This is a genomic window from Paenibacillus sp. NPDC058898 (assembly GCF_049316025.1).
Taxonomy (GTDB): domain Bacteria; phylum Bacillota; class Bacilli; order Paenibacillales; family Paenibacillaceae; genus Paenibacillus_AQ.
The window spans coordinates 888,612-912,645 of sequence record NZ_JBMOSM010000002.1 but is presented as its reverse complement, the minus strand read 5'-3'; the positions used below and the strand labels follow the sequence as shown (position 1 = coordinate 912,645).

24 protein-coding genes and 1 pseudogene are annotated in these 24,034 nt (G+C 45.5%); 19 read left to right on the top strand and 6 right to left on the bottom strand.

Annotated features, from left to right (window positions below; all coding sequences use genetic code 11):
• The 13 genes and pseudogenes from ACOZB4_RS08460 to ACOZB4_RS08400 form a co-directional block, all read left to right on the top strand.
• Positions 1–1,678: hypothetical protein (locus ACOZB4_RS08460; protein WP_422759518.1), on the top strand; the 1,678-nt coding region annotated here is incomplete at its 5' end.
• A gap of 9 nt (positions 1,679–1,687) precedes the next feature.
• Positions 1,688–2,131, top strand: a complete 444-nt coding sequence (locus ACOZB4_RS08455) for a hypothetical protein (RefSeq protein ID WP_379407351.1) — start codon at positions 1,688–1,690, stop codon at positions 2,129–2,131.
• Between the two features lie 293 nt (positions 2,132–2,424).
• A complete protein-coding gene (locus tag ACOZB4_RS08450) occupies positions 2,425–2,946 on the top strand; it encodes an SUKH-4 family immunity protein (protein ID WP_379407352.1) in 522 nt (173 codons plus the stop codon).
• A gap of 423 nt (positions 2,947–3,369) precedes the next feature.
• Positions 3,370–3,540 (top strand): annotated as a pseudogene (locus tag ACOZB4_RS08445) (deaminase domain-containing protein); the annotation flags it as partial.
• Between the two features lie 66 nt (positions 3,541–3,606).
• Positions 3,607–4,290 carry an Imm3 family immunity protein gene (locus ACOZB4_RS08440; RefSeq protein ID WP_379407353.1) on the top strand — a complete coding sequence of 228 codons (684 nt, stop codon included), beginning with the start codon at positions 3,607–3,609 and terminating at the stop codon, positions 4,288–4,290.
• Positions 4,291–4,563: 273 nt separating this feature from the next.
• On the top strand, positions 4,564–4,728 hold the full coding sequence (locus ACOZB4_RS08435) for a hypothetical protein (RefSeq protein WP_379407354.1): 165 nt from the start codon (positions 4,564–4,566) through the stop codon (positions 4,726–4,728).
• Entirely contained in the window at positions 4,725–5,024 is a 300-nt protein-coding gene (locus ACOZB4_RS08430) for a hypothetical protein (protein ID WP_379407355.1), read from the top strand. Before ACOZB4_RS08435 ends, ACOZB4_RS08430 begins: the two co-directional genes overlap by 4 nt.
• A 122-nt stretch (positions 5,025–5,146) precedes the next feature.
• The gene (locus ACOZB4_RS08425) at positions 5,147–5,548 is read left to right on the top strand and encodes a helix-turn-helix domain-containing protein (protein WP_379407356.1); all 402 of its coding nucleotides are present in this window, start codon (positions 5,147–5,149) and stop codon (positions 5,546–5,548) included.
• Positions 5,549–5,982: 434 nt separating this feature from the next.
• Positions 5,983–7,140, top strand: coding sequence for a response regulator (locus tag ACOZB4_RS08420; RefSeq protein WP_379407357.1), 1,158 nt, complete (start codon positions 5,983–5,985; stop codon positions 7,138–7,140).
• Between the two features lie 164 nt (positions 7,141–7,304).
• Positions 7,305–7,796, top strand: coding sequence for a hypothetical protein (locus ACOZB4_RS08415; RefSeq protein WP_379407358.1), 492 nt, complete (start codon positions 7,305–7,307; stop codon positions 7,794–7,796).
• A gap of 134 nt (positions 7,797–7,930) precedes the next feature.
• The gene (locus ACOZB4_RS08410) at positions 7,931–11,083 is read left to right on the top strand and encodes a hybrid sensor histidine kinase/response regulator (protein ID WP_379407359.1); all 3,153 of its coding nucleotides are present in this window, start codon (positions 7,931–7,933) and stop codon (positions 11,081–11,083) included.
• A gap of 110 nt (positions 11,084–11,193) precedes the next feature.
• A complete protein-coding gene (locus ACOZB4_RS08405; RefSeq protein ID WP_379407360.1) occupies positions 11,194–12,114 on the top strand; it encodes an AEC family transporter in 921 nt (306 codons plus the stop codon).
• Positions 12,115–12,230: 116 nt separating this feature from the next.
• Positions 12,231–12,395: a hypothetical protein gene (locus ACOZB4_RS08400; RefSeq protein WP_164817510.1), complete on the top strand. Its 165-nt coding sequence runs from the start codon at positions 12,231–12,233 to the stop codon at positions 12,393–12,395.
• A 136-nt stretch (positions 12,396–12,531) separates the two neighbouring features.
• Here ACOZB4_RS08400 and ACOZB4_RS08395 read toward each other — a convergent pair whose 3' ends face one another.
• Positions 12,532–13,569, bottom strand: a complete 1,038-nt coding sequence (locus tag ACOZB4_RS08395) for an LCP family protein (protein ID WP_422759517.1) — start codon at positions 13,567–13,569, stop codon at positions 12,532–12,534.
• Positions 13,570–13,844: 275 nt separating this feature from the next.
• Here ACOZB4_RS08395 and ACOZB4_RS08390 point away from each other — a divergent pair, with 275 nt between their 5' ends.
• Together ACOZB4_RS08390 and ACOZB4_RS08385 are read left to right on the top strand one after the other, a co-directional pair.
• The gene (locus tag ACOZB4_RS08390; protein ID WP_379407362.1) at positions 13,845–14,288 is read left to right on the top strand and encodes an Rrf2 family transcriptional regulator; all 444 of its coding nucleotides are present in this window, start codon (positions 13,845–13,847) and stop codon (positions 14,286–14,288) included.
• A gap of 224 nt (positions 14,289–14,512) precedes the next feature.
• Positions 14,513–15,367 (top strand): VOC family protein, encoded by an 855-nt coding sequence (locus tag ACOZB4_RS08385; protein ID WP_379407363.1) that lies wholly within the window; start codon positions 14,513–14,515, stop codon positions 15,365–15,367.
• A 79-nt stretch (positions 15,368–15,446) separates the two neighbouring features.
• On the opposite strand, the gene ACOZB4_RS08380 is transcribed toward ACOZB4_RS08385, so the two are convergent.
• Complete coding sequence (locus tag ACOZB4_RS08380; RefSeq protein WP_379407364.1) at positions 15,447–15,962, bottom strand: hypothetical protein; 516 nt, start codon at positions 15,960–15,962, stop codon at positions 15,447–15,449.
• A 309-nt stretch (positions 15,963–16,271) separates the two neighbouring features.
• Here ACOZB4_RS08380 and ACOZB4_RS08375 point away from each other — a divergent pair, with 309 nt between their 5' ends.
• Positions 16,272–16,877, top strand: coding sequence for a helix-turn-helix domain-containing protein (locus tag ACOZB4_RS08375; RefSeq protein WP_379407366.1), 606 nt, complete (start codon positions 16,272–16,274; stop codon positions 16,875–16,877).
• A gap of 24 nt (positions 16,878–16,901) precedes the next feature.
• Entirely contained in the window at positions 16,902–17,708 is an 807-nt protein-coding gene (locus tag ACOZB4_RS08370; protein ID WP_379407369.1) for an MBL fold metallo-hydrolase, read from the top strand.
• A gap of 64 nt (positions 17,709–17,772) precedes the next feature.
• On the opposite strand, the gene ACOZB4_RS08365 is transcribed toward ACOZB4_RS08370, so the two are convergent.
• The 3 genes from ACOZB4_RS08365 to ACOZB4_RS08355 are packed head-to-tail and all read right to left on the bottom strand — an operon-like array spanning position 17,773 to position 20,140.
• On the bottom strand, positions 17,773–17,925 hold the full coding sequence (locus ACOZB4_RS08365; RefSeq protein ID WP_379408009.1) for a hypothetical protein: 153 nt from the start codon (positions 17,923–17,925) through the stop codon (positions 17,773–17,775).
• Positions 17,858–18,082, bottom strand: coding sequence for a hypothetical protein (locus tag ACOZB4_RS08360; protein ID WP_379408044.1), 225 nt, complete (start codon positions 18,080–18,082; stop codon positions 17,858–17,860). The genes ACOZB4_RS08365 and ACOZB4_RS08360 overlap by 68 nt, the downstream gene beginning before the upstream one ends.
• A gap of 18 nt (positions 18,083–18,100) precedes the next feature.
• Entirely contained in the window at positions 18,101–20,140 is a 2,040-nt protein-coding gene (locus tag ACOZB4_RS08355; protein ID WP_379407372.1) for a serine hydrolase, read from the bottom strand.
• Positions 20,141–20,388: 248 nt separating this feature from the next.
• On the opposite strand from ACOZB4_RS08355, the gene ACOZB4_RS08350 reads away from it, so the two are divergent.
• A complete protein-coding gene (locus ACOZB4_RS08350; protein ID WP_379407375.1) occupies positions 20,389–20,970 on the top strand; it encodes a sensor domain-containing protein in 582 nt (193 codons plus the stop codon).
• Between the two features lie 65 nt (positions 20,971–21,035).
• Positions 21,036–22,862 carry a response regulator gene (locus ACOZB4_RS08345; protein ID WP_379407378.1) on the top strand — a complete coding sequence of 609 codons (1,827 nt, stop codon included), beginning with the start codon at positions 21,036–21,038 and terminating at the stop codon, positions 22,860–22,862.
• Between the two features lie 76 nt (positions 22,863–22,938).
• On the opposite strand, the gene speD is transcribed toward ACOZB4_RS08345, so the two are convergent.
• Positions 22,939–23,754 (bottom strand): adenosylmethionine decarboxylase, encoded by an 816-nt coding sequence (gene speD / locus ACOZB4_RS08340; protein ID WP_076324555.1) that lies wholly within the window; start codon positions 23,752–23,754, stop codon positions 22,939–22,941.
• Positions 23,755–24,034 lie beyond the last annotated feature (280 nt).

Below are 24,034 nucleotides of genomic sequence, written 5' to 3'. Positions count from 1 at the left end.
CGTTGCTCGAGTACAAAATCCGAAAACGAAAGAGAGCGCTAAAGAATCATTAAAATCCCTAGGTGAAGATGAATTACAGAGGCGCTATAAAGAAAAGTTCATTCCACCCCCACCTAAGGCAAAGAGAAAGTCAGATAAGGAAAGAGCCCAAGAACAGCAAGAATATGCGGAGTTCTATCAAAACTATGTAGATATACGAAGTGGCAAGAAGGCGCCACCTAAACAGTCAACCTCCCCATGGAAAGCTGTGAAGGATCAACTACCGATAAAGGAACTGAAGGCTCATATCGAGAAACAGGCTAATCATAATGAGGCTTTACAGGGGCTTGTGAATGTAACCAAAGCATTATCTGGCTCGATAGAAAAATGGGGGGATCGTTGGGAGGAGCGAAGAGAGGAACATCAATTAAATGAGTTGATTCCGCAGGTACCGGATTATCTTAGCAAAATCCCGGACGAGGATATCTATTTCTCACGTTTCACCTTTGAGGAGCTCGTGGTTAAACAGCAAAAATTGATGACAGAACTCAACTTATTGTTTGGAGCCGTAGCTGTGGTAGGTGCCTTTTTCACCGCAGGTGGCTCGTTATATTTATTAGCTATAGCCAACGGAGTTTGGGGTGTCGCACAGATCGGTGTAAGTACCATGAAGCTGCGGGATTTAAATGATGGGGTAGTATCCGACACAAGCCTCCTAGGGATTAATCAGGAAATGCTGGATGTGACCGGGTTAATGCTAGGAGCGGTGGATCTAGCGATACTTGGGAAAACGTTGCTTAAAGGGGCCAACGGAGCAGCTAACAACAAGTATATGAAAGGGATTGACCAGATTTCTACACCTAAGACTCGCTTTAAACGTGGGCAAGATAGAAGACAGAAAGAAATGGCAATGCGAGTTCGGCAAGCCGTTGAAGAGAGCAAAGCTATTAGGAAAGCTTCTAAAGATAAGAGAGATTTATATTTCAAGAAAGAGAAGGAATTATATGAAGCTTTAAAGAAAAAGAAAACAAGCTCAAGTGGATCGTTTGGGGAAACAGATAATCTTTTCAATACACTGGAGAATTTAGGACTTAATACTCCACAAAATATGGTTCGTGCTAAAAAATTGCAAGCTGTAGGTGTAACAGAAGAGAATATCATTAAAGTAATTCAGAATGGAATGAACTCTTCGGCATTTATTCAAAAGAAAATTTTGAATTTGGATGAATTTAAATATCTTAATGCTGATCAGCGAAATGCAGTAATTTCAGCTATTAATGATGGCAGAGTTGATATTTCTAAGTGGACGGGTAAAGTATCAGGGGAATTAGATGGATTAACTCGAGAAGAATGGTTGGCGATCGATAAATACATGGGGAACGGAAATAAAGTCTATAGAATTCCTGAAAATGCTAAGGAAAAGGTAGCTGATTTTGTAGTTGATGGAGTTAAAGTTGAATTCAAAGGTTTACTTACTGACACACTTGAAGGTATTGAAAGTAAGGCATTTAAATACGCTAGAGAGAGTTTTACGCCGTTACCTGCAGGTAAAAACGCAGACTCTTTAGTGTTGGATGTTTCTTCAAATGGCCAGAGTATTACACTTGAGCAAGCGAGTAATATTGCAAATAAAATTAAGGAGAAATATCCAAACAAAACTATTGAAATATGGACATCAGATGGGGATGTCATTAAGTAGGAGGATATCATGAGAAAGACATGCAAGTGCGGAGTAACTCTGTCGGACACAAAAGTACCTAATAATGTTATTTATTGGACTTATAAAGGAACTGAAAAAAATCAACTTATTAAAAATTTCGAAGGAGAATTTACTGACCTAACTCAAATTGCAATTTGGTACTGTGAGGAATGTAAACGATTTTACTATTGGGGTGACGATGGAAAAGTATACACGTATGTATTAAGAAACAAAGATATGCTAGACAATCACCATATAGACTGGGAAAAAGATGAGGAATTATACTATTCTTTTAATGATTTTGAGGAAGAAGAACTTAGAAGTGAAATGAAGAGAACAGGTGAACTTACTATCCGAAGGAAAATAAAAATACTAGAAAATGGGAGTAAAATTGTGATTAAGTTAAAGGAAAATGAAATTTTAAAGCTATATGAGCTAGAAAATGTTGAATAAACATAAAAGGTGCTCATTGAGAACGTAAAATAAATTAGTCAAGCCACAATACGAGATAGCCCGTATTGTGGTCTTTTTGTCATCTCTTAGGGATTAATTACGAAATGCTGGATGTGACAGGGATGATTCTAGGAGCGGTGGATCTAACGATACTCGGAAAAATGCTGCTTAAAAGGGCCAATACAGCAGCTAACAACAAGTATATTATAGTGTTGAGTACGGGGACAAAGCTTCTAGAGATAGAGGGAATGCTGCTTTAGCTCAAGAGCTAAGAAAATTAGAGGAGAGATAGTATGGATTTTGATATTCGTGAAATCTGCGAATATTATGACTCTGAAGTACGTGACTACGATTACGATGAATTATTAAGTCTCGGCATAAGTCATGATAATGCTCAATTTATGGTTGGCATTGGAGTACCAGAGGAATTTAATGATTTTGTATTCTATGGGACTGATACTTTTAAAAAAACATTTATCGAAGATATACAATTTATTAATATTGGTCATTATGCGTGTTTCGGTATGCACAACCCAGATGGACTGTATTTAAAAGAAGGTAGCGACGAGCTTTTCACTACTTCATCCTTTCATAGACCCCAAATTTATTTGCTTAATAAAAACCTAAAAACATTTTTCTTGTTCCATTTAATTAGAAATGAATTGGCAATGAAAATGAGACAAGAAGGTGAATATAGTTCACAAAAATATGCACGAGAACTACGTAAGTTATACGAACAACTCGATCCCGAAGCAATGAAGGATGTTGAAGGGTATTGGTCACATTTGATTGAAGACTATGAAACTGGATTATGAAACCTTGTAAATAGAGCACTGATATCTGTCGAAAGAGGTCTGTCAATAACATGGAATAATCATTGTGTAGTAAAACAAATAATGCCACAATTACGAGCTAGCCGCCCGTGTTGTGGCTTCTTTTCTATCCGCCGCTATATGATAAACAATACAAACATACAAGTGGCGGCCCCACCCATTGCCGCAGTGAGGCCATATTCCTCCACAATTGCACCTCTGGACTTCCAATTCTCATAGAGTTTTACCATTTTTTTCTTGAATTCTGATGTAAATGTCCGTCGTTCTCTTGGCACTGTAGATCCGCTCCTTTAATCTTATCTGCTTATTCTACAAGCCCTTATCTTTATTGTCTAACTAAGTGTAGCCGATCCAAAGCCAACAAAACCAAAGTATGAGGCTACACTTGCACCAGATAGAGGCGGAAATATAAGAAAAAGAGATAATGATACGGAGTACAAGATTCTAAATGATTTAGCTGCCAGATTGGATAAATTAAATGATCCCTCAAAAGCCCGTGGAAAAATAAAATTATTCACTGAAATAGATACATGCGCAAGTTGCAGTAGGCTTATTAAGCAGTTTAATAAGGATTGATATTGAGGTTATTCATAACGGTGATAAATTGGTTGGTTCATAGATCATATTAAAGGAGACAAATATATGAGACGAAATTATGAAGCGTTATTTGGTGCATATTATGAAAGATACTTTGATTTTAAAAGTGAGAAAATGAGCGATGCTGAAGCCATTGCGTGTACAGCTGATGCATATTATGGTGTGCAAAGTAGAGGAGAAATGGAGAAGGCCGTTGTATATATTGCAGAGGGTAAAATTTACCTAGCGCATTCAAAGATATTTATTAAAGCAAAGGAAAGAATAGTTGGGGCATTAAATTCTTTAGATTTAAATAAGCTTCAAATTGAAACAACCTCAGATGAGTATAAGGACATATTAGAGCGTAGAGATATGGTACTGGATGAAATTGATAATATTCCAGTAGATTATAGCCCATACTCAAGATGGAAATACCATGAAATGGGGAAAGAAGTTAATAATTATTTGGGGCTCATTTATAATGAATTAAAAGACAAAAGTAAAATTATAGAGAAAGTGTTGGAACGTTTTGAGCGTGAATGTACGAATACTCTTAGTGAAAATATTGTTGTAAAAACAACACTTTTGGAACTACTCATCAGATACAATGTCAAGGTTGACGAAGAAGAGCTAGTGAAATTAAGAAGCGAACTGGAGCAGTTTGAAATAGGTGATGTAGGACAACAATTATCAGAATTTGAAAAGTTAGACTTATCCTTTCGAATTAAGGATTTAAAGAGTAAGCACTAGAAAGTAAAAATACTGCCTCGAATAATGTTTTAGCGTTATTGTCAAAGCTCTCTTGGTATTCATAGATTGTTCTAATGTGACAAATTCAAGATTTGCTTCTGTATGTCTGGTGTGATTCCTGCCTGTAGAGTGTCTAACCTATAAGAGAAGACAACTTGAAGGGAGAACTCATTTGTGAATCATCCAGTTAAAGAATGCATTCAGAAGCTAGGGCTGACACATCGAGCGTTTGTTGTCCTGTATGACATCTGATGGAAAAGGTTTCGTAGTTGCTTGTACGGCTACACCGATTCCATCCCACGCGCCATCCTGAATGTCATGGTGCAGAATGGCTATGATGAACAGGAAGCACAGCGGCAGTATCTCTTATGGAGGAAGTGGAGAGTCGAGCAAGAGCTAAGCGCCCCCGCCGCCGCAGAAGGGAGGGCGAATCCATGAAACGACTACCGTTAGATACAGCCTTAGCCCTGATGCGGCGGGAGAATGTGCTAGGACATTGTTCCGATGATATGGACGAGCTTGTCGGCATCTTCGTCAAGTATGTCAAAGACCCGATGTCACAGGAGCAAGTCGAGCTAAGCCTTGCGCATTACCTTACTAAGTCTAAACACAATGATGTTGTTCATCGGAATCAAGTCTTAGCAAAAGTTGCTCAGTTCTTTAATCAGTATGATTGGCGGTTATCCGACGATCATATAGATTACTACCGTAAATACTTGTCGTTGTTTGGCTAACCTATCCCCCCGCCGTTTGCGGGGGATTTTCTTTTACTGGGGTCTTAACTGTCACATCACCTTAATCGTATAGAGAAATTGAAGGAACATCGCTTCTGACAACATAGAAAAGGATGATGAACATGGCAGTATATCAATGGTTGAATGACATGAAAAACCAGTTTCACTACATTGACGACGAGGGCGCATTCGCAGAATTGGACGTGGAACAGGAGAAAGGCAGTTACGTAACATGCCGTCAAGGTAATAATACCCATTTCTTGCCCGTTCCCCAAGTGCTAAGAAGATGCTTCTTCCTGTCAGTTAATGAGAAGGCGGTATTGTGGGAGTTGATGTCTTGGCTTGATGACATTGGATTTAGTCGCGGCTCTCTCAAAACGCTAAGTCTATATACAGGGGTATCCGAAAAAACGGTTAGCAAAATGTTAAATGGACTTGTAGATAAGGGGATTATTTGCAGGAAGCATACGTCCTCGACAGAAATGTTTTTGGTTTGCGATCTGTCGAAAAACGTAATCGGATAATTCCAGTTCTAACTTTCGAAGCATTAGAATTCATTTGGTTCACGAATTCTATTTTCATAATTTTATAGGTAGCTTCGGCGACGGTGTTGTCATATGGACAGCCTTTCATTGGCAAGTGAGCGTTAGAAAAGGAAATGCTGACAAAAAGAGATATGGATGGACAAGTACAAGGAGAGTTAAATGGATAGAAATTGGTTGGTTACGTTAAATACGAAGAATTAAGCAACTTTGCTTATAAGACAACCCAAAGCGAAGCGTTAAATAGAGTACAGTTACAATCAGTATCGTACATACAGCTTGTGGTTTACCGGTGAAGCTTGTTAAGCTGCGAAAGTTGAGAATTTTGTAAAACATGCTTTCGCTTGTTGCAACAATGCGAAGGAATCAATATAGTTAAGTGTGACCGTATTTTTCCAATCCAAGGAGTAATATGAATGAAGGTAATTCTCGTAGATGACGAACCGTTGGCTTTGAAGTATTTAGAACGTCAGCTGTTAAAACTGGATACCATGTCTATAGATGTAATCGGTACATATACGAATCCCTTTGAAGGACGAGACGAAATTCTTACGAGGGATGTTGATATCGTGTTTTTGGATATCAGCTTGCCGGAATTGAACGGCATTGAGCTGGCAGAGCAACTGCTTGAGCAGAAGCCTCATCTCTGTATTGTATTTGTGACGGGGTATCACGAATATGCAGTCACTGCCTTTGAATTGAATGCCGTAGACTATATTGTTAAACCTGTCCAGCTTGATCGAGTCGCCAAAACGATGGAGCGTTTGCGAAGCCGCATTGCGTCCAGACCGGAAGAGGTCATGGAGTCCAATCGAAACATTCGGATGACGATGTTCCGCCAGGTTATGATCGAGCAGCCGAATGAACAGGGGCAATTCGCGCTACTTCATTGGCGGACAACCCGGGCTCAGGAGATATTCATTTATCTGCTCCAGCATAGAGGACAGCTTGTACGAAAGTCGGCATTGATCGATATGTTATGGCCGGATTTTGACATGGATAAAGCCTATCCCCAGCTGTACACGGCTATTTATCATATCCGAAAAACATTGGAGCCTTATGATACCCGCTTCCAAATCACCAACACGACAGAAGGCTACGTGCTGAATATGGAAGGCGTGCAGCTGGACATAGAGGAGTGGGAGAATTGGTTCAAGTTAAACCCCTCTGTGTCAGCTGAATTGATTGAGCGACATATTGAAATGATGAAGTTGTATACGGGGGACTACCTGCAGGAATATGACTACTGGTGGGGAGAAGGAGAGCGTCAAAGGCTGAAGGAGTTGTGGCTTAGCGTTTCTTTATCCATGGCGGAATGGTATGTCGATCAGGAACGCATTGATGAAGCCATATTATGCTACTTCTCGATCCAGAGGCAGCATCACCTGGAGGAAAAGGCTTATTTTTCATTGATGAAAATATATGCTTTGCAGGATAATCCGGCCCAGGTGCACCGTCAATTCAGTCTTCTGTGTCAGGTGTTAGAAGATGAGATGGGCGAGGAGCCAAGTCCTTACATTGTGAAATGGTACGACGAATGGGGCAATGGAATCGAAGTCACCAGTATGAAATAGATGAAAAAGCCAAGTACTCATACGATATGAAATCACCGGTTGTTCGACCGGTGATTTTTTTGTTGCCCGATTTTATGGTTCTCCCGTGTTGTTCAGAAATTGTAGAGGACGGCCTCCTATACTGTGGAGTGAACCACAACAATCGGGAGGTACATGATTCGGTTATGAAATTCATTCGGAAATTTAAGGAATCTTCGCTGCATAAGGCCATGGGATTGGAGCTTGGAACGTTTCGGGAGATCGAGCTTGATGCGGAGAAGGACCTCCAGCATTGCAGAGGCTTCTATGTTCACTTCAACAGCAAGCGGATTGGCATCGTTGCTACTGATGAGGGTCCGGTATTTCTGTGTGGTCAGGAAAAGTACTTGCTGGATGAGCGTACCGTTCATTTTTTGTTGCAAAAAAATGCCGAGGTTAACACATTTATTTTTATGTGGGACGGGGGAGTGAAACTCCAAATCCCTTATTTGCGGTCGTTGATCGAGTACAACGGAAAATGGGTGGATGATTCGATTTTTGACTTTTTTTCGTGGATCTATGAGGCATCCGGGAGAAAAAGATTCTACTCTTATTATACGGTGAAGCATGTATCCGCTGCGGAATTATGTCCGTACCAGCCGCTGCAGCGCCCAGGCAAGACATTATCGTTTGTATAGCGGCCTGACCAGACCTGTTAATTTATTGGACTTTATGGAAAAGGAACAGACAACGGCTCCGTAACGATGTAAAATAATGGACAGTTGTGCAGTGTTGTTGATTTTTTACAATATGTTATAAGGGACTGTTATTATTGTCGACTTATTCCAACTCGAAATTGAAACGGATCTCCGGCAGAAGGCTGCTGGGGATTACTTTTCTGTTTATTGTCATCTTACTTTCCGTGCGGCTGGCGTATTTTAAAATCATCATGATCCCTGAGGAAGTTCCGTTTCAGCAAGGCGTGCTGGATCTTCGGGATTGGCAGGCGGATGACCGCAATACGGTTGCGCTGAACGGAGAATGGGCCTTTTATCCGAATCAATGGATGGGCCCGGATAGATGGTCTCAAGGAGAGCGGCAGCCTGCCGCCGATCCGCGCTGGATGCAGGTTCCCGGTCCATGGGAAGGCGTAAACGAGAACGGGAACCAAATGGGCTTCGGAACTTATCGTCTCAAGCTGCTCGTACCGGAGCTTAACGTAACTTACGGCCTCTGGATCACCGATATTCGTACAGCCTATCGTTTGTACGTCAATGGTGAGTTATTGTACGAATCCGGACATCCCTCCGATACGCCGGAGACCCATGTGGCAAGAAACGTACCCCATGTCGAATTCATCCCTCCGGCTGCCGGGAATGAGCTGAATATCATCCTGGAAGTGAGCAATTATCAATATGCTGATTCAGGCGGGATCAAGCTGCCGATCAAATTCGGGACAGCAGAAGCGGTGATGAAGGGGAAAGCGTTCTCGGAGAATATGCAGCTGCTGGTCTGCATTGTGCTATTTCTTCATGTCATGTATGTCTTAATCTTGTATCTAATCGGCTATCGGAGCAAAGGCCTCTTTTATTTTGCGGCTCTTATCCTGTTTACGCTGCTGGCCACGCTGGTTGACGACGATAAACTCCTGCTCGTTTGGCAGCCTGCTATTAGTTTCGAATGGTCAGTAAAGATTAAGGTTGTTGCTTATGTGGCTTTATCATTATGTTTGATTCTGTGTACCAAGCATTTGCTCCGGCCGAGAATCAAAGAAGGGTTTTACCGGGCCTATACGATCCTTGTGGTTTCGTATGCCGTCGCCTATTTGCTGCTTCCGTTTCATCTGACGGTACATCTCTCTACTTATTTATCATTCGTATTAATAAGTTCGGTGCTGTTCCTGCCTTCGATTGCCAGGAAGGCGGTCAGCGAACGGACGGAAGCGGCCATATTTATCTTGCTGTCGGCGGTTGCCGTTTCCTGCAACATTATCTTAAGCGGAATTTTAAGGTTCCGGTATTTTAAGGAACTGCCGTATTACCCGATTGATCTGATCGTTGCGTTTCTCGGATTTGCTTCCTTCTGGTTTATCCGGTTTACCCGAAACGCTGTCGTGCTGAGGGAACAGGCAGAGCAGCTGAAGCAGGCGGACAAGATGAAGGATGAATTTCTGGCAAATACGTCCCATGAGCTGCGAAATCCGCTGCACGGGATGATTAACATGGCGCAAACGCTGCTGGAACGAAAGGGGAGTTTGCTTCAGCAAGAGGATCGTGGCCACCTGGAGTTGATTACCGGCATTGGTAGGCGGATGTCGCTATTGTTGGATGACTTGCTGGATGTTTCCTTATTGAAGGAGAAGCGGATCCGGCTGAATGTGCAGAGCGTCCATCTCGGTTCGACTGCTCAAGGCGTGCTGGATATGCTCCGTCCGATGGCGGAGGGCAAGCGAATCGAGCTTGTATGCGAGATCGAGGATGACTTTCCCAAGGTATGGGCAGATGAAGGCCGCTTGGTTCAGATTGTATTTAATCTGATTCATAATGCAATCAAATATACGGAGTCAGGCCGGATCGTGGTGGCTGCCGACGTTGTTGATGGAAGGGCTTGCGTCCATGTTCTTGATACGGGGATAGGCATGGACGAAGAGACATTAAGACGGATATTCCTTCCCTACGAGCAGGGAGACTCCAGCTTTGCCGCAGCGAGAGGCGGGTTGGGGCTTGGCCTCAGCATCTGCAAGCAGCTGGTTGAGCTGCATGGCGGGGAACTCTCCGTGTCATCCGCTCCGGGGCATGGTAGTTCCTTTACGTTCACGCTGAAAATTGACGATATGATGAGGCAGGAGAAGTCGGATAAACAGGAGTTTATGGCCGACTCCTCGGCTTCAAATTCAGAGAAAGAGAAGGAGAGGCTGTCTTACATGTCAGATAAACACGAACAGGATGATGCCGAATCCGAGGCTAAGAAGCGTTCTCGTCAAAACGATGGCAGGCTGCTCATCGTAGATGACGATCCGGTTAACCTAAAAGTTATCCATCATTTGCTTGAAGACGAAGGGTATCAGATCGTGACTGTTACCCGGGCTGAGGAAGCCCTTCAATTATTGGAGCGGGGAGAATGGGATCTTATCATATCTGATGTGATGATGCCCCAGATGTCAGGATATGAATTGTCCAGGACGATTCGGCAGAGGTATATGATATCGGAGCTTCCGATTCTTCTGCTGACCGCAAGAAACCGGCCTGAGGATATTCATATGGGCTTCATTTCCGGAGCTAACGATTATTTGATTAAACCGGTGGACCATCTTGAATTAAAAACAAGGGTACGCGCACTGCTGGAGCTGAAGCGCTCCATCAAGGAACGGCTGCATATGGAGGCAGCTTGGCTCCAGGCTCAAATTCAGCCGCATTTTTTGCACAATACCTTAAATTCGATCGCTTCACTTAGTGAGATTGACCCTTCCCGAATGGTTGCGCTGATCGGAGAATTCAGCCACTATCTGAGAGCCAGCTATGATATCAGCAACTTGGAACGTTTTATCCCGCTGGAGCAGGAGCTGGGCTTGGTTCGCTCATACCTGTATATCGAAGGGGAGCGGTTTGGGGAACGGCTGCGTGTCCGTTGGCATATTTCCGAGGAAGTTGCTGTTCAGCAGTGGAAGCTTCCCCCTTTGACCATGCAGACGATTGTGGAGAATGCGGTCGTTCATGGAGTATTGGCACGAACCCAGGGAGGGACCGTAACGATTCGCATCGTAAGTGAAGCTGAATCCGCCAAGGTCATTATCGCGGATGATGGTGCCGGGATGGATCCCGAGAAGCTCCGCTTGATGCTGGGAAGCGGACAGCGTACCGGCAAGGGAGTCGGCCTGATGAACACGGATCGGCGTTTGAAGCAAGTCTATGGGCAAGGGCTCATGATTGACAGCACAAGGGGCAGAGGAACTACCGTGTCGTTTGTCATCAGAAAGATGGCATAATGAAAGCCTGTGCCTATTAGACCTATAGTCTTTAAATCTTGGACAAATGCTTGAGGTATGGGTTAGGATGTAGAGATAATGATATTTTACTTTGCATAAAGGTGGACCTCATGATCTCTTCTTTCTTAGCTACGATTTATAGCGTTTTCCTACCAATATCGCTGCCCGTCATCGGCGGAGGCCTGCTCAAGCGGTTCAAGGGCATTGAAACCAAAGGGCTTTCGGCCCTTTCTTTATATGTGCTGAGCCCGGCTCTGATCTTCGAGACGCTGGAGAAGGCATCGATTACCTCGAATGAGGTCACGGTAACGGTTGCGTTTTGCCTGTTGAATGTGATCGCCCTTTGGGCGCTGAGTGCCTTTGCCGGTAAAATGCTGGGCTTGTCCCAGACAGAGAAATCGGGCCTCGCCTTGACCACGATTTTTACCAACAGCGTGAATTACGGGCTTCCTCTCGTCCTGCTTGCATTCGGGCAAGCAGGGCTGGATAAAGCATCGGTGTATGTCATCGTGCAGATTATCATTATGAATACATTAGGGGTGTACCTGGCAGCGAGATCTCATTTTTCGGCTGTGAAGGCGATCAAATCGGTGTTTACGCTCCCCTCGGTCTATGCGGCGGCACTCGCCGTCCTCTTCCGGTTGACGGACTTTCAGCTTCCAGACGGGTTGAATACCGGCGTCTCCATGCTGTCCGCGGCTTATGCGCCTCTGGCTCTGGTCATACTGGGCGCCCAGATGGTTGGGGTTCGGGAGGGCGGAGCTTCGGCCGTCTCAAAGCGTGGATTCTGGTCGGGCATGGCGATGCGAATGCTGGTGGGCCCATTGGTGGCTTGGGGCTTGCTCGCGATTTTATCCATTGAGGGAACCTTGTTTGCGGTTATTCTGATATTGTCGGCGATGCCTGCAGCCGTGAATGCGGTAATCCTTGCTGAACAATACGATGCCGCACCCAAGCTGGTATCCAGGTGCATTCTGTGGACCACGCTGGCTTCCTTTATCGTTCTGCCTGCCATGATCGGCTTTCTCTAAGCTTGCCAACTCCTGACCTGAAGATTGGTTCAATCTCAAGACGTGTGTGTAAAGAGTAGTAAGCGTCAAGAGATAACCATCATCTGCAACTAAAGAATCGGATGGAGGTGGAGACTATGAGCAGGCAGCGTGATCGGGACGTGGAGATCGAGACCCGAAATATCGAGGAACGCAATGACTCCAGCAGGGTAGCATCTACGTTGATTAAGTATGTGGCTTATCTGATTATCTTCTTTGGATTTTTGTATTTTCTTATCAAATACGTATTTCCGATGTTCTAGATGGAGCAGATGGTATTCGTTAAAAAGCCTTTCTTTCGCGGTACGCGAAAGAGAGGCTTTTTAGCATGGATCAGCTTTTTTTTCATAACAAGCTCTACCTTAGACAGGCGATTCGCCTAACCCCGAACGATCAGCTTTACTTTGCACCTGGGATCATCAAATCTTCCAGCTTGGTCTCTTCATCAGACCAGTTGGCAAGCAGTTCCTGAATATACCGGATGTCCGAATCGTCCGGATCATAAAAGTAATCGCCGCGGATCACTAAATCTTTTCCCTTCAGCATGTAATTCTCAAACGTAGGCGGGGAGTCGTTAAAAAATAGGTTTTCGCCCAGATTGAGAATGAAATCGGAGTTTAGGTCCATCGTAAGATTGCTGCCTCCAATACGAATCAACTCCGGGATTTTGGTTATATTTTTCAGTTCAAATACCCGATCCATTAAGGAACTGAGGAATATGCGCTGGCGCATGGTGCGGTTGAAATCCGAATCTTCCCGGTACCTGACATAATTTAATGCCTCTGTTCCATCGTAAATCGGCTTGTTGGGCTCGATCCGCAGTTTGATATGATTGGCGCTTTTGTTCTCGATAACTTTATCGATGGGGAGTTTAATCCCATTCAATGCATTGACGATATCCGTTAATCCGTAGAAATTGATGGCTGCATAATAATCGACAGGGTGCTGAAACAGATGCTCAACCGTATCAATGGCCATTCTCGCGCCGCCGTGGGCGTAAGCTGAGTTGATTCTGGAGGTGACTCCCCTGCCGATGACTTCGGTGTATGTATCCCTGGGAATGGAGACGAGCAATATTTTATTAAGGTCAGGTCGGATGACAGAGTAGATGATCGTGTCGGAACGGGCAGGCTCGTCCTCACGTTGATCAACGCCCAGAAGCAAAACCGAGAATGGCTTCGTTGCCTCCACAACAGGCTTGGGCGAATCAGGACCCACGGGTTTGTAGGAGCGGTCTAGTGTATCTTTGATATCTTTCGCGAAAAAGGTGTGAAAAACCATCCAGGACAATTCTTTTCTGAAAATATAGCCTAGTCCGCCTAAGAGAATGAGTATAGATAAGGATATTCCTATCCATTTTTTGAGTTTGATATGGCGTTTAGGTTTTCGAGGACGTCTGATAGAATACGTTTCGTTTCGGTTTTGACTTGGATCCATGGATTTCCTCCTTGAATGTTATAGGATCATGTAGGGATGCTGGAATATGTTTAAATAGGATGAATTTACCAATGCATGTTGTGATCATTATAGTGAAAAACTCAGGAAAATCAACATAAAATTACATTAAATTCCATAATTATTTAGAAATTTGTACATGTAACACCTGATTTTGGCTTATGGGACGGCGGCTTCACCGTTGACTTTAGGGGTTAATGTAACTATGATGGTTACATGATAGTCATCTGAAGATTTGGTCCGTCAGGAGGGGTCACATGAACATAAGCAGCCGATTTGCAGTGGCCATTCATATTCTTTCCGTGTTGGAGATGAATAAAGCTGGCGTCAGCACCTCAGATTATATCGCGGAGAGTGTGAACACGAATCCGGTGGTTATCCGGCGTATTGTAGGCATGCTGAGCAAAGCGGGTCTGGTCGAGGTTAAGCCTGGCGTAGCGGGAGCGAAGCTGGCAAAGCATCCGTCCGAGATTACGCTGCTGGACATTTATCATGCCGTTCATGTCGTGCAGGAGGATTCCCTGTTTGGCATTCACGAGAATTCGGACACAAAATGTCCTGTTGGCAAACATATTCAAACGGCGATCATCCCGGTTTTTTCAACCGCCCAGAAGGCCATGGAGAACACACTGCATGAGGTGAGTCTGGAAGAAATCGTCCGGAAAATTTATGCCTCTGCGAATGGAACATCAAGTGAATAATCGGAAATCACACGCCCGATCCTATGCAGGAGGGCGTTTTCTTTTGGTTAACCGTTGGCGGCTTTTCGATCTATTTGTAAATTACTGGATTTGACAATAAGGATGTCCTGTAACTATAATGATTACAAGTAAGATGTAACTGATTTGATTACAAGTTGAGCCTGTCGTAGACCTGAATATATTTTATGAAAAAAACAAACAACAACATTCTAAGGAGTGAGAATATGACTGCCATTATACATCCATCCACAAAGCTCGGGCCGGTCTCTCTGCGGATCAGTAATCTGGCACAATCTGTACGCTTTTATACAGAAGTCGTCGGTTTGAAAATGCTTCGCCAGCATGGCCGGGTTGCCGAATTGACGGCAGACGGCAAGCAGCCGCTGCTGATTATAGAGGAGATTCAAGATCTTGTAAGATCGCAGACCCGGACGGCAGGTCTGTACCATTTTGCGATCCTGGTTCCAAATCGGGAATCGCTCGGGCTTGCGCTTGCCAACCTGGTCAAGCATAATATTCCTGTCGGTCAAGGCGATCATCTGGTCAGCGAAGCATTGTACATTAATGATCCGGACGGAAACGGCATTGAGATTTATGCCGACCGACCAAGGGATACCTGGAAGCGTGATGCCAAAGGGGAATATGTGATGACCACAGATCCTGTTGATGTAGAGGGACTGCTGGCTCTCTCCAAGGACAAGGAATGGTACGGACTTCCTGAAGAGACGGTTATCGGGCATGTGCATTTCCATGTGTCCAACCTGCACGATGCCCGCGTATTTTATTGCGATGTTCTGGGTTTTGAGCTGACAGCCCATTATGGCGGAGCTGCGTTGTTTATATCCGCAGGAGGATACCATCATCATATCGGGCTCAATGTTTGGGCAGGACTCGGTGTGCCGAACACTCCACGGAACGCTGCGGGTATGGAAGATTATACGATTGAGCTTCCGAGTCAAGAAGAGCTTGAGGCGGTAACCGGTCGTATCCGTGAGGCGGGGCTGCACCTGGAGCAGCGCGATGGCGTCTGGGCCGTTCAAGATCCTTCGGACATCTGGATCCGGTTGGTTGTTGCTTAATATAAGTCGAAGAAGCTTGTCCGCTATGATAGCGGGCAGGCTTCTTCTATGGATATCACCGTTAACTTTATCTGGGAAGTTACATCCGGTCTAATTCCCCCAACGTACGAAGCATGAACTCCAAGATATTCGGGATATCTCCCATCTGTTCTTCGTTGATCCTGCGGGGAAAGCGCAGCTCGATCGTGTTGTGAAGCGGTACCGGATCATCGCTGTAGGTATACCGGATCGTTTGCAGCGGGGGAAGCTCCGGATTCCATATCTCCTTCATGATCTGGGCGATAGCCGGACACGCTATGGAAGCATCAGCGATGTTTATATGAAAGCGGAGCTTTAGCTCGCAGGCTGGCTGACCTTCCGGAATTTCCAAGATCTCGTCCGCCAAATCCCGAAGCCCGGTCTCCAGGCAAATTTCGGCCGAAGTTGTGGATGGCGTAGCCAGCTCGAACCGGAGGCTAAAACTTCTGGACAGCGTCGCCATATCCAGGAGATCCTTCCGATCGGTAACGCGAATGATTTCATCGAGGTTGTCGAGATCATAGACCGCATTCTCGATGCCAACCTTTAAATTTTCGAATATCGTCGGGTCAAACATGAGGCACATCCTTTGAACATCATAATGTCGTAGTACGATTGTGGATAATATATCATAATTCAGCTGTTTAAGGGGAACATGCTTGTTTGTGCTATAAGCCGGGACCTCTCAGGGTGATTTCATTCATTTTATAATAGTATTGCCTAATCGTATCATCGTTGACTCGTACTTGGTTTCCAGTTTGGGTATAACCGTAAAATCGTAGGAGCAGCATGATTGACCCACGGATAGAAGTCATGATAGGATGAAATCTGACACAACAGTAAAAATAATTTTACCGGTAAAATATATGGAGGTGTTAAAATAAAAATGACAGGTGTCTATAGAATTAAATCCCATGAGCAGCTCAAAGCGATTGCCGATCCCCTGCGTACCAAAATACTGATGAATCTCGTGAAGGATGCCTACACTGGACAGCAGCTAGCCGAGTTACTGGACATTACGCGGAACAATATTTACTTTCATCTGAAAGAGCTGGAGAAGCACGGCATCATTCATGTGGTCCGGAAGGAAGAGAAGAACGGTATCGTGCAAAAATACTATCGCGCCGTCGCAAGTCGTTTCATACCGGAAGATCATTTGCTGCCAAGCCTGGATTTGGTAGAAACGTCCAGACAGGTATTTATGGAGACACTCGATGTTACTCGAACGAAAATTGAGAGCGCACCGGCTTCTTCTTTTACCTTGGACAGCGCGAGCGAACAACATCGAAAAAACATTGCAGGAACCTACCGCTTTCACGCAACGAAGGAGAGCTTCCATGCCTTTGTCGACGAGTTCAAGCAGCTCATGAATAAACACTTCACGATGGAGATGGCCGAAACAGGCAGTGCGCTTTTGTCTGCAGAAGAGAAGAATTACTATATGTCGTTGATCGCATTTCAAGATGATCAGGAGGATATCACCATTCGATAATCCTTGATGGGGGAGTAATTACATATGGAGAATAATCAATACAACGTCGTTATCGATGATGTATGGTTTACCGTATCGCAGCTGGATGAGACCACATTTGCGATCAGCGAATACGGACATTGGGAGAAGGTGCATTCGTTTCTGTTGATAGGAAGCGAGCGAGCTGCATTGATCGATACGGGACTTGGCATCGACAACATGAGGCGGATGACGGATCAGCTGACGGATTTACCTATTATGGTGCTAACCACGCATGTTCACGCAGATCATATCGGCAGTCATGGGCAGTACGGGGAGATTTATGTACATGAGGCAGAGGAGGACTGGCTCGTTAGCGGGATTAAGAAGCTTTCCATTGAAAAAATCCGCAAGGATATATCACGCGATATCACGAGACCTGTACCGTCTTCCTTCGATCCGGCAACCTATACCCCTTATCAGGGCCAGCCGGCCGGTATTCTCCGGGATACAGACGTCATCGAGCTGGGCGGGCGGAGCTTGGTCATTTACCACACACCGGGCCATTCTCCCGGACATATTGCGGTATTTGATATAAACCGAGGTTATTTGTTCACAGGGGATTTGTTGTATGATGAAACGCCGGTATATGCTTTTTATCCAACGACAAGTCCGGAGGATCTCGTAAACTCACTGGAGCGGATCGCAAATCTCGGTAGCGTAAAGCGCATTTATGGTTCTCACAATACCCTTGGATTGGACCCGGCATTACTTGCCGTGGTGAAAGAAGCCGTGCAAGAGCTGCGGGAAAAAGACCTTGTCCGATTTGGAACGGGCATTCACCGGTTCAACGGATTTTCGGTTCAATTTTAATAGTACCGTTATAAGAAAAAGCCGCCTGCAGATCAGAAGTAATCTGGATCTGGCAGGTGGCTTTTTAGCCAAGTGATTGTCTCAGGCGATGAAGCTCCTTCCACATGTTGATGAGCATCTCGGCGTAGTACGACAAATTCATCCGGGCTCTATCTGATATCGCCTCCGGTTTCTTGTTCTCCCCTAGCTGAGAAACGAATTGATATAGAAACTTCAGTGCTTGTTCCCTGGAGCAGCATTCCGGGCGATTGGTAGATGGGGACGAGAACCGCTGAGAAGTCCGTGTCGGATGCGAAATAAAAGCCGATGTAAAAGGGCTGCATATACGTTGTATTTTGTCTGGCAACCTCCGCCCGGTACTGCTGATCATTCATGAACTTATGATCCCTAATTTATTTCGAGGCTAGCGGAAGGGTGTAGTAGTTAAAAGCCTTGTCCAGCAGCGCGCAGGCCTCTTGACGAAGCAGCAGCTGCTTGGAGCGGAAATTGACGGAGCCGTCTTTTTGGATACGGGTGTCCGGATCAATGATTCCACTTCCGATAAGCGCTTGAATAGCTTCTATGGCCCACGGATCTGTTGAATCGGTTAAGGTAACCTTGGTATCCACTTGCAGTTGTTTTAGATTTTGGATCATAACAGCGGCGACTTGCCTCGTAAGAGGTTTCGAACGATTATACCCGGGAATGCCTTTGATCATCTGCTGTTGATTAGCATCGATCATGTCAGGGAACATGTACCAACCATGGGAGCGGATCAGCAGGTCAGCGAACTGCCCCTGGCTTATGGTTCCATGAGGATCAAAGCGGTTTCCTCCTATTCCTTGGATCAAGCCCAAGGTATGCAGGTTATCGATGTGAGTTTTATACTTACTGCTTGCAGGCACGTCGGCAAAAGGAGAGGTAACCTCCATTTTCTGTGATTCCCCTACGACACCGAGACCGATCTGGCTGGTGTAGTAAAAATATTGAATCTGTCCATTTGCTCCCTTTTTGAAGGTGACCTTGTTCCCCAACTCGTCCTGGAACAGCAAGTCGTTAATTTTCTTTAGGGTATGTTTTCCGGTCGTGGAATCTTCCATCGTAAGGCGTCCATTCTCATACGCAAACCGAGTCCGAATACTATAGGCCCGGGTATTTTGATAAAGGCCGGTATAGGATTTGGCTTCCTCTTTGCTTAATTCTACAAACACAGGCTTCGGATTTGATGCAGTTTCCGGAAAGTAATGATCCATGAACTCGTCGTATATTTCCAAGCTCATGTTGGTGTCGTTATTATAGGACATATAAATGCCTGTGTTCTTCTCCGGAATCAATACCATCAAGGAGGAGTGTCCCGGCATATTGCCGCCTTTTAGTATCACATGGTGTCCATTCATCAATTCTTTGTAGTAGCCTTCGAAGCCAACGGTGGCGATTGGGACAGAAGGCTCTGCGTAAGTTTGATAGGTATGCATCTGCTTCAAGCTTTGCGGACTTACCAGCTGATTATCGCCATATTTCCCATTCTGCAGCTGCATGAGCAAATAATTTGCCATGTCCTCACCCGTCGATAAGATGCTCCCCTGCGGGCCATCGGTGGGGGCGTGACCAGACAGTGGTTGAAACTCCCCGGTTGGACTGTAGTGGGAGGCCATTCGCGCAAGCAGGTCAGGTGTGAATCGAACGCTTGTGGATTTCATCCCCAAAGGCTCAAAAATATTCTTTTTCATGTACTGGTCAAAACGCATGCCGCTCATATTCTCCACTGCATACCCGGCGAGCAAGAATCCAAAATTATCGTACACGTAGGCTTCCCCCGGCGGTCTGACCACGGTTGGCATATGTTTCTCCAGAAAATCCCGGGTTGGAATGTCCTGTTTCACGTATTCCGGCGATGTATAGGTTGTAATGTCAGGCATATCCACGCCGCTGGTGTAGGTTAGTAAGTCGAACATGGTTAGAGGCTTCCCTGTTCGATTCGGAATTTTCAGTCCTCCCAAGTACTCTTCGATATTATGTTTTAGATTGATTTTGCCTTCATCCACGAGCTGCATTGCGGCCAATGCCGTGAATGTCTTGCTAATGGAAGCAATTTGAAATACGGTTTGCGAGTCAACGGGAATTTGCTGTTCTTTATTGGCATAACCATACCCCTTATTGACAAGCACCTTGCCATCTTTGACGACTACAAAGTTGGACCCTACGACATTGAACTTCTTCATCTTGTCGGCAAACAGCGGGTCCGCGAATCTCAACAATTCCTGTGTATCGGAAGGTCCGTTGTGGAAGGAGGCGGATAATTCGGCTGAAGAGGCCATAGCCGTAAGTTTAGTCGAGTCGGAAGCCGCCACTCTGGGTAGGAGAGGTCCATTTCCCATTAATGTGGCAGCCGTTAAAGCCCCCGTAGATACAAGTAGAAATGCCGTTTTTACTTTTTGATTGTTCCATTTCATCGATATCATACTCCTTCAGAGATGTGATTGGGTAGCCTCGTCCTCATGCTTCATCCGGAACTCCGAGCAATGAGCGAATGGCTTGATCTCCCACAGTATGGCTGATGGTGTGTCATATGGGTCAGTAACATTCGGTCACTTCTTTGGGAAGGCGTGTCATATGACATTTTGACACTGTTGCACATGACAACGAGTGCAGTAGGATACAGAAATATCAAGGTCATAAAGACATGAAAGGAGTCTAATCTATGAGGAAATGGCTGAGGGAGTACCTGCTAAACTTTTGTTTTTTGATGCTGACTTTTGGAACTGGAGTGTTTTACTTTTGCTACTATCTTGTAGGCCTTGTATTTGGCTTCAGCATGAGTTTCACCCTGATCGGGATACCCGTTCTTACCTTTGTAATGCGAACGTCACGGACCTTCATGAATTACGATCGGATTCAGGCGAAGTTTTATACGGACATAACGATCGAACCTGTTATGAAGAGAACATCATCCGGCTCCTACTGGAGTCAGGCTAAAGTGGAGCTGTCGGACATCCGAAATTGGAAAGCCGTATCGGTACTCATGCTGAAGTTTATCGTTGGCATCGCTAGTTTGTTCAGTGCCGTTATCTTCTTTATCGTTCCCATTCTATGGATATTGGCCCCATGTATCAGTTCCTTTGCGGATATCAACGTAGGACTTATTCGCATCGATACCTTGCCCAAGTCTCTGCTTATGATGGGAGTCGGCCTTCTGTTTGCTTATGCAGGGTCATGGGCGGCTAAGGGAGCGGCGAGATGGACAGGCCGGTACACGCAGTGGATGTTTTCGGTTTGGAGGTAGACACACTGTTGGGGCCGTGTCATATTAGGGAGGAACCGTGAAGGAACTGCAGGGAGTGAAAGCTTTTGTTTGATATCGTGAGACAATGGAAGTGGTACGACTGGGCGATGCTCTTTATTCGCATGATGGGCTGCATCTCCCTGATCATCACATGTATAGAGTTCAGGAACCAGTTTACCGCAGCGTTATGGATCGTCGTCATGTGGGAATTGGCAGCCTTCTCGATACCCTGGCTGTGTCTGCTTCTGAATCATAAAGCATATTTGATCACCGAGATTTTATTATCAGGCGGAATCGCTGTTTATTTGACTTCCTTATTCCCGGGGGCCTACTTGTCGTTTATCATTCCGGCTTTTCTGATGGCTGCGAACAGCTATGGAACGACGTACAGATGGACAGGCCCCCTTGCGGCTATCTTGGTTCCAATACTGATCAAGCTGTATGCCCCGTCAACGGATTTGATACTGATGATAGAGCATGTTGCTTTTGCGTTTGCATTAGGGTTTGCCTTTCATCTGTTGATGGCCAACTACAGCCAGAACGAAATGATTCGGACACATAATACGATATTGGAGCAGTATTTATCTCAGGTCGAACGAGTCACGCTGTTGGAAGAACGGGAACGCGTATCCAAGGAACTGCATGATACAATGGGCCATACGTATACGGCGGTCATCATGGGCTTGGAAACGCTTCGTTCTACGGAAACGGATGCAGCAGCTCAGCGCAAGCTGTCCAATCTGCTGGAACTGACGCGGAGAAGCCTGGATGAGGTCAGAGGGTATTTGCATGAGCTGGATTCACCGCAAGAGCAGCTTCCCTTGGTGCAGTCATTGAGACAGGTAGCGGAGGATTTCGAGCAAAACACAGGGGTAAAGGTAGGACTTAGAGTGCTTGGTGAAGAGTACCCGGTATCCCGGCAGGCCAAAATGACCTTCTACCGTTGTCTTCAGGAGTCCTTAACGAATAGTGTGCGTCACGGTAATGCGACGAGGGTTGACGCCGTGCTTCAATTCGAATTGCAGCAGACCCGGCTTGAAATTCTGGATAACGGCAGTGGTAGCGTGCAAATCCAGGAAGGTTTCGGTTTAAGCGCCATGAAGGAAAGGGCCTATCGCCTTCAAGGCCAAGTATCGGTATATTCGACTCCTGAGGCAGGAACCGTTGTGACCTGCAGCTTGCCTAGAATTTCGGAGCCTGCAGATGAAGTCATCCGGCTTTTATTGGTGGATAATGAACCTTTTATCACGGAGAGTCTTGGCATCATCCTGGAATCGGAGAAGGATCTTGAGGTGGTAGGATGTGCTGAACATGGGGAACATGCCTTGGACTTGTGTGAGAAGCTTAACCCCCAGCTGGTGCTCATGGATCTGGAGATGCCCGTGATGGATGGCATTACAGCGACGAAGTTGATCAAACAACGTTGGCCGTTAGTGAAGGTTATCATATTCACCACATTTGAGCAGAGGGGAAAAGCTGCGGAGGTTATGCGAAGCGGAGCGGACGGTTATTTGCTGAAGTCGATGAAGCCGCGTGAGCTTGCCGAGAACATACGAATCGTGTATCGTGGCGGAACTTTAATGAATCCGGCGATCTCGGCTAAGCTTTTCGATGGTGAAGTGGGTGTTTTCATGAAGGAAGAGGATGGCACTGTATCTGTCATGGAAGTCGATCCAGGGTCGTCTCCACTGCTGAAGTCTTATGATCTGACACCAAGGGAGATTGAGGTTCTGAAGTATCTCTCCCAAGGATTGCGGTACAAAGCGATTGCGATGAAGTTGTATCTCTCAGACGGGACTGTACGGAATTATGCTTCAACCTTGTATGCCAAGCTGGGCGTCCGCAACCGGGACGAAGCGATAGAAGTTGCAAACCAGGCCGGGCTCCTATGAGCCCAGCCTGGTTTTGATTCATTCGTGTTTCCTGTATAGAAGCAAATGTTGGTGATATCACATCTGGAGCCCATTATCAGTAACTGCGGTCCATGTTTTTACCGTAATAAATTTCGTCCATCTCCAGTTTGATGCGCTCGGTGATTTCCTGCTGCTCGGCATCGGACAACTTATCCTTCGTGTAACCGAACAGATAATTGTCCAGGTCAAACTGCTTCAGCTTGCACTTCGTGTGGAAAATGTTTTCCTTGTATACGTTGACGTCAATCATATCGAACAGATCCTTCGCTTCGTCCGGAATATAGTTCTGAATGGAGCTGATCTCATGGTCGATAAACAGCTTGTGTCCGTGAATGTCCCTAGTGAAGCCCCGAATTTTATAGTCGATCGTCATAATATCCGTATCAAAAGAGTGGATCAGGTAATTTAGGGCTTTAAGCGGTGAAATCTCCCCGCAGGTCGACACGTCGATATCGGCCCGGAAGGTGCTGATTCCCTCATCGGGATGGAATTCCGGATACGTATGGACGGTAATGTGGCTCTTGTCGAGCTGCAGGATGACGTTATCCGGCAGCGGCCCCGGCGATTCGTCATAGGATTCCTCCGGAACCTCCACGACAGGGCCCTCGGATACAAGCACTGTTACGCTGGCGCCTTGCGGGATATAATCCTGCTTGGCAATGTTCAGGACATGCGCTCCGATGATTTCGGCCACATGGCTCAATATTTTCGTGAGTCGATCTGCGTTATATTGTTCATCAATATATTCCAAGTATGCTTCCCGTTCTTCTCGGGTCTTCGTATAGCAGACATCGTACATATTAAAGCTGAGCGATTTCGTCAAGTTGTTGAACCCATGCAGGGTAACGCGTTGTTCTGGTGTCATATCCATATGAATTTCCCCTTGTGTCATTAATATATCAGTTCGAGTTCCTATTATTTCCGAAACCGACGATTCCTAATCTGCCCACGCGTCGTCTTCTGCGTTAACATTAATATGTTCTTACCCGCATCGGGTTCAATATTAACAGACGGTTCAGGAATGGTAGAGACAAGTTTCGGCAGCTCAAAAACTCCAAAAAGGCCAACCAGGTTCTCCGGCTGACCTTCATATGAGAAGGACACCTGCTACATGCAGCGTATCCTTCGAGCGTTTAAATGGACTTCACTTG

Bases quoted from the DNA above. Each gene is read 5' to 3' on its own strand.
- ACOZB4_RS08400 (WP_164817510.1), top strand. From the start codon at position 12,231: ATGAGCAGGCAGCGTGATCGGGACGTGGAGATCGAGACCCGAAATATC.
- ACOZB4_RS08385 (WP_379407363.1), top strand. From the start codon at position 14,513: ATGACTGCCATTATACATCCATCCACAAAGCTCGGGCCGGTCTCTCTG.
- ACOZB4_RS08440 (WP_379407353.1), top strand. From the start codon at position 3,607: ATGAGACGAAATTATGAAGCGTTATTTGGTGCATATTATGAAAGATAC.
- ACOZB4_RS08425 (WP_379407356.1), top strand. From the start codon at position 5,147: ATGGCAGTATATCAATGGTTGAATGACATGAAAAACCAGTTTCACTAC.
- ACOZB4_RS08405 (WP_379407360.1), top strand. From the start codon at position 11,194: ATGATCTCTTCTTTCTTAGCTACGATTTATAGCGTTTTCCTACCAATA.
- ACOZB4_RS08375 (WP_379407366.1), top strand. From the start codon at position 16,272: ATGACAGGTGTCTATAGAATTAAATCCCATGAGCAGCTCAAAGCGATT.
- ACOZB4_RS08380 (WP_379407364.1), bottom strand. From the start codon at position 15,962: ATGTTTGACCCGACGATATTCGAAAATTTAAAGGTTGGCATCGAGAAT.
- ACOZB4_RS08360 (WP_379408044.1), bottom strand. From the start codon at position 18,082: ATGAATGATCAGCAGTACCGGGCGGAGGTTGCCAGACAAAATACAACG.
- ACOZB4_RS08430 (WP_379407355.1), top strand. From the start codon at position 4,725: ATGAAACGACTACCGTTAGATACAGCCTTAGCCCTGATGCGGCGGGAG.
- ACOZB4_RS08355 (WP_379407372.1), bottom strand. From the start codon at position 20,140: ATGAAATGGAACAATCAAAAAGTAAAAACGGCATTTCTACTTGTATCT.
- speD (WP_076324555.1), bottom strand. From the start codon at position 23,754: ATGGATATGACACCAGAACAACGCGTTACCCTGCATGGGTTCAACAAC.
- ACOZB4_RS08350 (WP_379407375.1), top strand. From the start codon at position 20,389: ATGAGGAAATGGCTGAGGGAGTACCTGCTAAACTTTTGTTTTTTGATG.
- ACOZB4_RS08390 (WP_379407362.1), top strand. From the start codon at position 13,845: ATGAACATAAGCAGCCGATTTGCAGTGGCCATTCATATTCTTTCCGTG.
- ACOZB4_RS08450 (WP_379407352.1), top strand. From the start codon at position 2,425: ATGGATTTTGATATTCGTGAAATCTGCGAATATTATGACTCTGAAGTA.
- ACOZB4_RS08420 (WP_379407357.1), top strand. From the start codon at position 5,983: ATGAAGGTAATTCTCGTAGATGACGAACCGTTGGCTTTGAAGTATTTA.
- ACOZB4_RS08415 (WP_379407358.1), top strand. From the start codon at position 7,305: ATGAAATTCATTCGGAAATTTAAGGAATCTTCGCTGCATAAGGCCATG.
- ACOZB4_RS08370 (WP_379407369.1), top strand. From the start codon at position 16,902: ATGGAGAATAATCAATACAACGTCGTTATCGATGATGTATGGTTTACC.
- ACOZB4_RS08455 (WP_379407351.1), top strand. From the start codon at position 1,688: ATGAGAAAGACATGCAAGTGCGGAGTAACTCTGTCGGACACAAAAGTA.
- ACOZB4_RS08395 (WP_422759517.1), bottom strand. From the start codon at position 13,569: ATGGATCCAAGTCAAAACCGAAACGAAACGTATTCTATCAGACGTCCT.